Raw genomic sequence first — 12,078 nt, 5'->3', positions numbered from 1 at the left:
GGATGTCCGCGCTACACTTTATTTACCTTTCGTTCCTGTTGCCTTGTAGACATCATTTGCCTGATTACCACCCGATTTCAGGTAGGCAACCAAGTCTTTCAATTCATTCGGATTCAGGCTATTGATCAGGCCAGGCAGCATGATTGAAACAGTCGAGTTTTTCTTCGAAACCACCGATGCCTTCACGATTTTACGGAGCTGATCCGGCGCAAATGGATTCTGAGAAATCGAATAGCTCGTTTTATCTTCATTAACTAATCGCCCCAAAACAGATTCTCCATTTTTCAGGGTGAAAATGCTGGATACGTACTGATCAGAAATTGCTTTATCAGGATTAATGATGGCTTCCAGGATGTCTTTATTCGAGAAACGAGTGCCTAGCTGCGTCAGATCAGGGCCAATATCGCCACCTTGTCCACCCATTGAGTGGCAACGGCTGCACAAAATAGCCGAGTATATCTTTTGGCCGGTTGCAAAATCACGATTCCCTAAGCCACTATCGACAACCGCAACCGCCTTATCCAACTCCCAACGACGACCGGGGCCTTTGGGGGAGTAGTCGCTAACAAAATCGTTACCCGACGCGGTCAGCAGATCGGCACCTGATAATTTGTTGTACTTCTCAAACTGGTCTTTCGGTACATGTACCAGCGCCAGTTTACGGGCTCTATCAATGAACCCGACATAGCTGCGTCCACCCTGAAATTTGAACGCATTGGCAAACCAACCGAAGTACTTATTCCGAAGTTCCGGTGTCCAGCCAGCATCTGCCCGGCTCAACATGGTTGCATAAAAGGTCTGTTGCAGGGGTGGGACCTTCTCCAGCATCTTGGCAATATCCAGCCCATATTGTGGGTTACGCAGAATAAGATCCGACGAAGCCGTAGATGTTTCGAGGCCAAGATCATGACTACCCGCTTCGTCTTTTATATCCATCAAAGCCAGCGTTTTGTTCACGACACCCGGCGCATCTAATGAAATCAGCACCCGGCTAAGCCCCCGGTTCATCAGGGCCGTCTTGGCTGGGTAGTGGGGGTTCAGATATGCAACTACTTTATCCTTATCAGCTCCTTCAGGCATACCCATACGCAGGCAGATTAGCTCGAAGGCACGACACAGATCAAACTGCTGCGACTCTGGCAACTGATCGTACTTAATTTTCACCAAGGCGCTGAGCAGCTTGCTCTTCTGAGTTGGATCGCCTTGTCGGGCCAGTGCAATTGCCGATTGTGTCAGGCGTTGCGGATCGGTTTCGGTAAATACGCGATCCTGCCATTGGGCTACGGGTTGGTGCTCCACGGCAATCCGGGCAGCATAGCGTACAAAACGGTCGGGGTGATTCAGGTTAGGCCAGGCAGCGGCAATAGCGGCCGGATTAGCTCCCTGATGATATTGCTCCAGTTGCGTTCTGAGCTGGTGCTCTTTTGTAATAACAGGCGCTTTGGCTACTGGCGTTACCGACTCGGTACCTGTATAGGTAATCCGGTATAAATCAGACTCCAGGCGACGACCACCTGTCAGGAAATACATGGCACCATCAGGCCCAAACATACCATCCGTCAAGGGTAATGGCGATCCTGAAATAAACTCTTCCCGCTCCGCTTCGTAGGTTGCGCCTTTGGGTTTGAGGTGAATCGAGTAGATTATACCAAAGCTCCAGTCAAAGGCAAATAACGACTGGCGATACCGCTCCGGGAAACGTGCCTTATCGCCATACATCAGGTTCGTTGGCGATCCCTGACCGATGTTCAGAACAGGCGGTAAATTGTCCGGATTACCAGGCAACCACTTGCCATTGCCCGTACGCCAGCCAAATTCAGCCCCACTGGTAATATGACAAATCCGGGTTGGCCGGTACCAGGGCAGACCAAAGTCCCACTCCATATCGGAGTCGTAGCCAAACATATCGCCTGCTTCGTTAAAGGCAATATCAAATGTATTTCTAAAACCGGCTCCTATCAGCTCCCATCGCTTTCCTTCCGGATCAATGTTGGCTACCCAGCCACCAGGTGCCATACGGTCGTTGGCATGCCCACGGGGGTCTTTTATTTGCGGAAACAGATTATCCTCTTTCCAGTTCGATGGCAAGCGATAGGCATCCATTTGCGGCACATCAACGTGATTTCCAGCAACAAGGTATATAGACTTACCATCGGGCGAAAGTTTCATACTGTGCGGGCCATGTTCACCTTCCTGCCCTTTGAGCTCTTTCAGCAGGGTTATTGTCTCAAACTGGTCATCCCCATTGGTGTCCTGAAGGCGATATAATCCCGTTGGTTTATTAAAATTTTTGTTCACCCGGTTATTCACCATCACGTAGAGGCTATTGAAGGCATATAATAAGCCCTGGGCGTAGCCCATACCCACTGTGGTATCGCCGGGTTGAACAATACCAACCTGTAGCTTCTCCACTTTAGGCTGCTGATTCCCTGAGCCAACGGGTGGAATCTCCAGCCGGTACAAAAAGCCGTACTGGTCAGAGGTTATCATCCGTCCTTTATTATCAAACGTCATGGCTACCCACGACCCTTGTTTATTATCGGAAGGGCTATAGAGGTGCTCCGCTTTGAAACCGGGCTGTAATTTTAGTTTGTCGATCTTTGGGTTGTCTGCGTTGGCCGTTTCGGAAGCACCTCCGCCCATGTTGACCCAGGAGGCTCCAATCAGAACGACGGCCGATACGGCAAGCAGCAACCTGGCTGGTTTGTACGTGAAGAACATAATCGTATTGAGTAAGTAAATTAATAGCGATGCCTTATAGGCGATTAGTCGGATTGTAAAGCGGATTAGATTGTTACTTGTATCCGTATAAAGCGTAGAGATCGGGCAATATACCGGCTTATGGGAGGCTGGAAGGAGAAAGAAAAGAAGCAGAGCCGAAACGATTCTGCTTCTATTGATTTATTCTTACCAACCTATATTCAACATAAAACTATTTGTGGCGAGTCCCTCATACAACTACGGAATCACCTATTAAGAGTACTGAATTAGTGGGTAATGAGACTATGCAAACATGCCTCATTACCCGCTAAAGTTTAGAAATTAGGCGTTAAGGCAGCCTCAACAGCAGGCAGGCCATAATAATCATCTAACACAGTGAACGCATTGGGTGGCGGCACTGCTCCAGCCGGGAAATAATACGCAGCTGGGTTAGCTTTTACTTTTGCTCCGTACGCACCAATGATCTCTTTCACACGACCCGTTCTGGTCAGATCGAACCAGCGCTTGTTTTCAAAGGCCAGCTCAACGCGCCGTTCTTTGAAGATCGCTTCCCGCATATCGGCCTGAGCCGATGCCGTTGTAGCTGCCAAACCCGCACGAGCCCGTACCTGATTAATATAGGTGGCAGCCTCACCTGTTTTGCCTTGCTCGTTTAACGACTCGGCCAAAAACAGCAACACTTCAGCATAACGATACACGGGCCAGTTCTGACCAGTATTTTGGTTCAGCGAATGGGGCCGGGCGTACTTTTTGATATAGGGATACGTTTTGTCGGCGCGTAGGCTTCCGCTTAACGTAACGTAACCAATAGAAATATCCTTGCGTTTATCCCCCGTTTCGTAGGCAGCAATAAGGTCCGGTGTTGGGATGTTATTGCTCTCCTGAGAAGTAGGCTGTGGGTTCGACGTTCCTGTAATAGGGGCTATCTCCGCAGCTGATATTGGAGAGGGTAGAAACCGGTAAATCTGGTTACCATTATACCCGGCCGAGCCTTCCATGTATTGAATCTCAAATACAGACTCCTTATTGTTCTTATTGGCGCTAGTAAACGAAAACGCATCGTTATAGTCTGGCATCAACGTATAGCCATCGTTGGTTACGATCGACTTCAGTATCGGTTCTGCCTGTGCCCACTTTTTCTGCGTGATGTACAGATTTGCCAACAGCGTTTTAGCCGCTCCCGACGTAGCCCGACCCAAATCTGTGGCAGCCTGGGCTGATTTAGCCGGTAAGGCGGTACTGGCCGCAAGCGCGTCCTTTTCGATCTGCGTATAGATAGCATCCGTAGTTGCTAGGGGTAATGCCGCATCTTCCCGACCCGTAATAGGGACTAAATGGAGCGGTACTTTACCAAACAACCGAACCAGATCGAAGTAGGCAAAAGCTCTTAGGAACAGAGCCTGCCCTTTCAGGTTATTTTTTGAGGCCTCCGAAGCGAATGTTACGCCAGCGCCGTCAATAAGCGACAGAATCTGGTTAGCCCGGGCAATAATCACATAGTTTAACCGATACTGCACCAGCACGTTATCATTAGCGGTAACGCCACCGGCCGTTGGAACAGCAAAATCAGCAACGTTCTCGGTTGGGTCAACAGCCCCATAGAGCGTATTACGGGCATAATAGGTATTGTCGGAGTGCATTTCTTCCAACACCCAGGCACGCTCGTTAAACATCTGCCGAAGGGGAACATAAGCCCCATTGACAGCCTGTTGAAAGTCGGCTTCGGTTTTGAAAAACGTTGCCGAACTCAGCGCTGTTTCGGGAACTACGGTCAGGAAATCTTTGCTGCAACCGGTTAAGGCAAGTGCTAAAAGCCAGGTCGCTATATGGTTACGTTTCATATATTCAGAATGAGTTTATAGGTCATTCATAGTAAGTAAATGGGCAATGTAAAATGGACAATGCATAAATATTAACTGCTTGAATAATAGCACACTAACTAGTATTCATTTTACATTATTCATTGTCCATTTACTCACTATGAATGACGATGAATTAAAAGTTTAGGTTAACGCCCATTGTATAGGTACGTGGTACTGGGTAGTTCGAGTAATCAACACCCTGGCTCAAATTGTCGCCTGGGCCATCACCTGCCTGGTTTCCACTGGTTTCCGGATTCGGACCACCCCAGTATTTCGTGAATATATAGACCTGCTGAACCGACGCGTATACCCGGGCCGATTTGAAGAGCTTATTAACCGCTCCTATGTTGTAGCCAAACGTTATGTTTTTGATGGTAAAAAATGACGCATCAGCCAGGAACTGTGAGCTATGCCAGTCGCGCTCGATACCGGTGAAGTTCCCCCCATTGTTCGTTGCACCAAACTGACCTGCTCCTTTGGTAATTACATTGGTGGCTACGCCAACACCATTGATCATGGTATTTTGAACCCGGAAACGGTCTTTTACACCCTCAACCATGTTGAACACGGCATCCAGATTAGCTGTACTATATAAATGGCGTACCCAGAGTTGGTTACCATAAGAGCCAGAACCCGTAATCGAGAAATCGAAGTGGCCATATTTCAGGTCATTGGTAATCCCATAGGTGAATTTGGGGAATGGGCTTCCCAGAATGGTCCGGTCGTCGGCGTCGCCACCGTTCGTGATAACCCCATCGCCATTTACATCCTTAAACTTGATTGTACCAATGGCCGAACGACCTGGAATGATGGGTGAACTCTTGAGTTCTTCAGCCGTCTGATAATAACCCTCTTTAACCAAACCATAGAATTGGCCGAAGGGCTTACCGACCTGCGTAATGTGGAAACCCACACCACTATATACACGGTCGATACCCGGAGCCAGCGCAACAACCAGATTCCGGTTGAACGAAATGTTGGCATTGGTTGTCCATTTCAGTTTACCCACGGTATTTTTGGTTGTCAGCGAGAACTCATGACCCCAGAACTTAATTTCGCCAATATTGTCATTGAAGTTCGTAAAGCCCGATTCCTGCGGAACCTGTACGGCATAGAGCAGATTCGTCGTACGTTTCGTATAAAAATCGTAGATGAACTGGATACGGTCGTTCAACAAACCCAGATCAAGCCCTATATCAAACTGCTTGGTGGTTTCCCAACCCAAATTGGGGTTAGCCAACGACGTAACAACCGCTCCCGTAGCCACCGTGCTTCCAAATACAGCATTGGTTGTATTGTTCACCAATGCATAAGACGTATAGTTACCAATGTTGTTATTACCAATTACACCATAACTAGCCCGAATTTTGGCAAACGAAACGGGCATAACTGTTTTCATGAAATCTTCGTCCGACAATACCCAACCTACCGAAGCCGATGGGAAGGTACCAAACTGGTTATTCGCACCAAATCGAGACGAGCCATCTGTTCGAACAGCTGCTGTAAACAGGTATTTGCCTTTATAATTATAGGTCAAACGAGACAAGTAGGAGGTTAATGTCCATTGATTGACGCCATTGTTTGTACCACCCCGGTTTATGTTGAGCGCTCCCTGAATAGTAGGCAGCCGATCATCGGCATACGTATCGGCCTGAATCCGGCTGAATTCCTGTCGGTAAAACTGATTGGTAAAACCAGCCAGCAACTCAAAGTTATGTTCGCCAAAGCTGCGGGTATAGGTTGCCAGGTTTTCGTTTAGCCAAGATGTATTCTCAAGTCCCTGCCGAATCGAAACAGCCGTGGTAGGGATTGGCACGTTAATGGCACTTGTCGCTGTTGATGGATTAAAGAAGAAGAATTTAGAATTTTGGTATTCTACGTTCATCGTCGACCGGAGGGTTAGGCCAGTAATTGGTCGATACTGTATATACGCATTCGCCAGCAGGTTGGTGTTCTTGGTTTCGTTGATCAGTTCTTTAGCAGCTCGCAACCAGTTTGGATATTGGAAAATATTACCCGTACTAGCAGGAAACTGGTTGAATTTGGTTAGTTCGCCATTGGCATCGTAAATGGGCATAACGGGCCAGGTATGCAGCGCGTTGAACAGAATACCAGTACCACGGTCACCATCTGTCCGGGGTGTGTTATCGTACACGTACGAAGGCGCAACATTAAAACCAACCGTTACCCGATCCGATATATTGTAATTTGAGTTCAGACGCAGCGAGTACCGTTTGTATTTGTTGTTCAGTACCACCCCATCCTGATTAAGGACACCAGCGACCAACGACGTATTGGCCTTGCCGGTATTGTTGGAAACGCTCAGGTTGTAGCTTTGAATGGGCGCTACGCGCAGCAACGCATCATACCAGTCGTTGTTTTTGCCCTCATATTGAGACGGATTTTGAAATTCGACTGGCACAGGCTGCAACTGATCTTCGTAATATTCTTTCTTGAACTGAGCGAACTCAACGGCGTTCAGCATTTTTACCCGACCTTTCATCGGTACTTGCTGCACACCCGCAAACGTATTAAAGCTAATGTTTGTCTGACCAGGTTTCCCTTTTTTGGTGGTAATCAGCACAACCCCGTTGGCTGCCCGTGAACCGTACAGCGAGGTTGAAGCAGCATCTTTCAAAATCGAAAGATCTTCAATCTCATCGGGGTTAAGTTGAGCAATGTTCCCCGTAATTGGAAAACCATCGACAACATACAGCGGGTCACTACCCGCCGAAACCGACACCTGACCCCGAATACGTATACTGATACCCTGCCCCGGTTTACCCGTGGCCTGGTTGATCTGCACACCCGCTAATCGGCCCTGTAGTTTCTGGCCGATCTGTGAAACAGGTAAATCTTTAATTTCTGCTGCACTTACCGTTTGCACGGCACCCGTAATTTCCTTCTTTATCTGACTACCATAACCAACCACAACCACTTCATTCAGGGTTTGGTCATCGGGAGCTAAGGTAACGTTGATCGATGTTTGATTACCAATAATTACTTCTTTCCGGCCATACCCAACAAAACTAAATACAAGCGTCGCGTTGGTGTTGGGCGCTGAAATTTTGAAACTACCTGTACCATCGGTATTTGTACCCTGTGTAGTGCCTTTAACGACTACACTCACACCTGGCAATCCGGCCCCTTTCTCATCGACTACTTTACCCGATACGATAATGTCGGCCGTTACTTCCCGATGTTGGCTTGGGGTATTTCGCGCCAGTAACTCTGTGGGAAGCAGATGCTCTTTTTTTAACACCCCTTTGGGCTCCTGAGCAAAGCTTGAAAATGAGCCGGCCACCATACTTAGTGCCACTAACTGATAGAGTCTTTTCATAAAAGTATTAGATAGGTGATAAGGTTAATTAGTTAAGAAGATTCAGGAAAAAGTCAGTTTAATGCCCAAATATTACCAATCATACCCCACCAACTTTCCCATACCTACCCACCTTTGGTGCAATTATTTATAAAAATTATCTATTACTATTTGATGGTTTGTTTTCTTATTTAAGAAACAAGAGGTTATTAGCGACTAATTATCAGTCACCTAATCAACTACAACGTGGAGAATTAAGCAGAGTAAGTTAGTTAACTCTAATTGATAAATACCTCATCAACAAGCAGTAAGGCTTGCTTTCCTTTGTTGGCATGCCAGTCGGGAAGTGGATTGACTGGTCTGGCTATAATCTTCAGAAAGGAAAGCGTTTGTGGTTTAAAGGAACAGCTAACCGCTTTTAATGTTGGGGGACTTTTTTTGATGGGTTGGTCAGGTTTGAAGGTGGCGATTAGTTTCATATGCTCTCTACTGTTTCCTCCCCAAATCTCAACCGTGCCTGGCGGGAAGATACCGGTTTCTTCCTCAACCATAACCCGTAAGGCAACAGAGGATACCGTGACTGGCTTTTTAAATTCCGACACCAGCGCCATGTCATTTTTTCGGAACCCCGCCCAGTTATTGGCCCAAGCCGGGCTGTTGGCATTGAACGTACCCAGTCGACCATCAAAAAACGTGTGAGCGCCGTCGGCCTGATGAACCGGATTGAGTGGCAGGAGCAAATTCACACTGTCGGGTTTATACGTACTCTTATAAAAATCGAACGTTGCCACATTGCTACCATACCAACCTGTCTTGTAGGCCTTCGCCTTGATCAGGGTTGGCTGGGTAAGTGTGGTTTGATTGGTAAATAGTGGCGAGTGAATACTATCGGGCTCCGTGCCATCGGTTGTATAGCGAATATCAACGCCTTTAATCGGGTGTTTTAATTGGAGCGCTATGGCTTGGGTAAATATAGTTGAGCTGTTTTTTATTTGCGGTGGGTTCAACTTAATGGGTTCGCTTTTGGCGCCGTCAAATCCAGCAATGAATTGAATACGCTTGTTGGCCTTTTGCAATTGCTCGATCTGGGAAGGAGTCAATTTTGTTTCCCAAAGCGAAATTGTTTTCAGTTGCTTCAAGCTACTCAGTTGCTTTTGCAGCGCATCATACGTCACGTTGGTACCTGATAGCGCAAGCGTGTGCAACTGCTTTAGCGCGGCTAGTTCGGCCAAACCGGCCCCGTTTATATCGGTAAAATTGAGGTCAAGTTTCCGGAGATTCTCAAACTCGCTGATCCGTTTCAAATCAGCATCTTTAACCGGCATTTTGTTAAGATTCAGATAGACAATCTGCTCTTTCACGGGGCTTAGTTCAGCCAGTTTTTCGGGCGTGTACGACGCTTTATTATAGAGATTGACCGCCAGCGCAGGGGATTCCCTGGCCAATGGGGCCACCGTGCGATAATCGTTATTTAACCCGTTAACTAGCTCTTCATCAGCAGCATCGAACTCAAACTCGTCAACTTGATCAACAGGTTTGAACAAGGCAGTTGCCATCAGGCGCAACGAGTCGGTGGGGGGCAAGTCGATTACTTTCTTTTTATGTTCGGCATTGCTTTTTATCCACAGAGCTAACAAGGCCATTTCCTGTGGAGTAAGCTGGCTTTTACCCGACGGTGGCATATGCTTCTTTTCGTCTATTGGCAGGTGAATTCGTTGCAGGAGTAAGCTCATGTCGGGCTTCCCGGCCACGAATAGCTTACCCGTTTTGCCACCTTTCAACATAGCCTCAACTGAAGCGAGATTCAACTGTCCTTTCAGTTTATCTTCATTATGGCAACTGATGCACTTCTGTTCGAAAATAGGTTGAATGACATCGTCATAAACGAGTGCCTTATCAAGCGCAACTGGAGCCGGTTTGAATCGACTGCTTACCGGTTCGAATAGGAAATTATCGCCGTGAGTTAAGGTGGCTCCGTAGTGTCCTGCCCCAATCAAAAAGAGAACCGTTGTCAATGCTCCAAGCTGGGCAATCCGGGCGCTGTACCAAGATTTAGTACGCATCCAGTAAACAAGCGTTGCCAGAAAAAAGATACCCACGCCTGTCCATTTATGCCACTGAAGCGCCTGTCCGCTGTAGCCATCCTCCTTGGATAAAAACAAACCCATAATGACCGTAACCCCAGCCGATAACGCGCCAAGAAGCAGTAACCCACTCAGAAAATCCCGATAAAACTCCGAAACGGCAGGGTTCGCAGCACTGGCCATCCGAAAGCGGAAAGATTCCATAATCATGGCCAGAAACAAAATCACAATTGGGAAGTGGAGCAGTAATGGATGCATTCGCCCCAATGGTTGCAGCCAAAGAGGGACAACGAATCTGTTGTTGAAGACCAACAAAAACAGGATGAAGATTGTCGAGGCAAACAACGCCTGTTCTGCAAACCCAATGAGCCTTTTATTCATTTCAATTTTTTGACAGGATTACAGGATTAACAGGATAGCGATAGGAAACAGTAACTCATTGAAAATCCTGTTAATCCTGTAATCCTGTCAAAGAAAAATCAGGCAATAATATCGTGCACCACTTTCCCAGAAACGTCGGTCAATCGGTATCGACGGCCCAGGTGTTTGAAGATCAGCTTCTCATGGTTAAGGCCCATTTGGTTCAGCACCGTAGCCTGAAAATCATGCACATGGACGGGGTCTTTGATGATATTATAGCCCATCTCATCGGTTTCGCCGTATACGATGCCGGGCTTGATACCGCCACCCGCCATCCAGATCGTGAAGCAACGGGGATGGTGATCCCGACCGTAATTATCCTTGGTCAGTTTGCCCTGCGTATAGCTGGTTCGGCCGAACTCACCACCCCAAATCACCAGCGTTTCGTCAAGTAAACCCCGTTGTTTCAGATCGGTCACTAAAGCCGCCGATGCCTGGTCGACGTCTTTCGCTTGCTTGGCGATCTCAAATGGTAGATTCCCATGCTGATCCCAGCCTTGATGGTACAACTGAACAAAGCGAACCCCATTTTCCGATAATTTTCGGGCGAGCAGGCAGTTGGCGGCAAACGTACCCGGCACCAGGCAATCTGGGCCGTAGAGTTTGATGATATCGTCTGGCTCCTTCGATAAATCCATGACCTCGGGTACGGCGGTTTGCATCCGATACGCCATTTCGTACTGTTTTACCTTGGCCGTTATCTCCGGATCGCCAAACTCCTGATACGACAGATCGTTGAGTTGCGCCAGATTATCGAGCATATCCCGACGATCCTGCCGATTCATGCCGTCAGGATCGCGCAAGTACAAAACGGGGTCTTCGCCCTTGCTGAACTGAACGCCCTGATGAATGGAATCCAGGAACCCATTCGACCATAACTTGGAATAAACACCCTGCCCATTGCCAATCCCCCGCGATAGCAATACCGTAAAATTGGGTAGGTTTTTGTTTTCGTTCCCCAATCCATAACTCAACCACGAACCCATACTTGGTCGATTTCCCTGCTGCGAACCGGTTTGTAAAAAGGTGAGCGCTGGGTCATGGTTAATAGCCTCGGTAAACATGGATTTCACAATGCAGAGATCATCCACAATTTTGGCCGTGTACGGGAACAGATCACTGACCCATGCCCGTGACTGGCCATATTGCTTAAAATCAACAAACGAACCCACCAGCGGAAACTCTTTCTGATTGGCCGTCATGCCCGTCAATCGTTGTGTTCCGCGCACCGAAGGGGGTATCTCCTGCCCCATCATCTCCTGCAGTTTAGGCTTGTAATCAAACAATTCCTGTTGCGACGGGGCTCCGTTCTGGAAGAGGTAAATCACTCGTTTTGCCTTCGGAGCGAAATGTGGGATTCCGGGCGTTAGCCCCTCTTCGTCCATCCCGTTTCCACTGAACAGATCGGGAATCAGCAACGAACCCAGAGCCGCGCTGCCTAATCCCAAACTCAATCGGGAGAGGAAGCGACGCCGGTTAAAATTCAGACCGTGTTCGAGAATTTCTTTTTCCATGAGTTCCGTATATCTAAATCCCTAAATCCCCTAATTAACTTGAAGAAATTAATCGCCGTTTTGCTAGTCTTCAAAACCCCCAACCCCCTGAAGGGGGCTAAGTTCACTGGGGAGAAAAGCCCCCCTTCAGGGGGTTGGGGGTTTTGAAAGCCCAAAAA

Annotated in this window: 5 protein-coding genes; all 5 read right to left on the bottom strand. The window is 47.8% G+C overall.

Annotation, left to right across the window (positions count from 1 at the left end; translation table 11 throughout):
• Positions 1–18: 18 nt before the first annotated feature.
• Positions 19–2,721: a c-type cytochrome gene (locus EXU85_RS06730; RefSeq protein WP_142771339.1), complete on the bottom strand. Its 2,703-nt coding sequence runs from the start codon at positions 2,719–2,721 to the stop codon at positions 19–21.
• Between the two features lie 314 nt (positions 2,722–3,035).
• Positions 3,036–4,562 (bottom strand): RagB/SusD family nutrient uptake outer membrane protein, encoded by a 1,527-nt coding sequence (locus EXU85_RS06725; protein WP_142771338.1) that lies wholly within the window; start codon positions 4,560–4,562, stop codon positions 3,036–3,038.
• Positions 4,563–4,716: 154 nt separating this feature from the next.
• Positions 4,717–7,923 (bottom strand): TonB-dependent receptor, encoded by a 3,207-nt coding sequence (locus EXU85_RS06720; protein ID WP_142771337.1) that lies wholly within the window; start codon positions 7,921–7,923, stop codon positions 4,717–4,719.
• A 257-nt stretch (positions 7,924–8,180) separates the two neighbouring features.
• A complete protein-coding gene (locus tag EXU85_RS06715; RefSeq protein WP_142771336.1) occupies positions 8,181–10,367 on the bottom strand; it encodes a c-type cytochrome domain-containing protein in 2,187 nt (728 codons plus the stop codon).
• A gap of 98 nt (positions 10,368–10,465) precedes the next feature.
• The gene (locus EXU85_RS06710) at positions 10,466–11,920 is read right to left on the bottom strand and encodes a DUF1501 domain-containing protein (protein WP_142771335.1); all 1,455 of its coding nucleotides are present in this window, start codon (positions 11,918–11,920) and stop codon (positions 10,466–10,468) included.
• Between the last annotated feature and the right edge of the window lie 158 nt (positions 11,921–12,078).

Source organism: Spirosoma sp. KCTC 42546 (assembly GCF_006965485.1).
In the GTDB taxonomy this organism is placed as follows: Bacteria; Bacteroidota; Bacteroidia; order Cytophagales; family Spirosomataceae; genus Spirosoma.
This window is presented reverse-complemented; position numbering and strand designations above follow the sequence as displayed.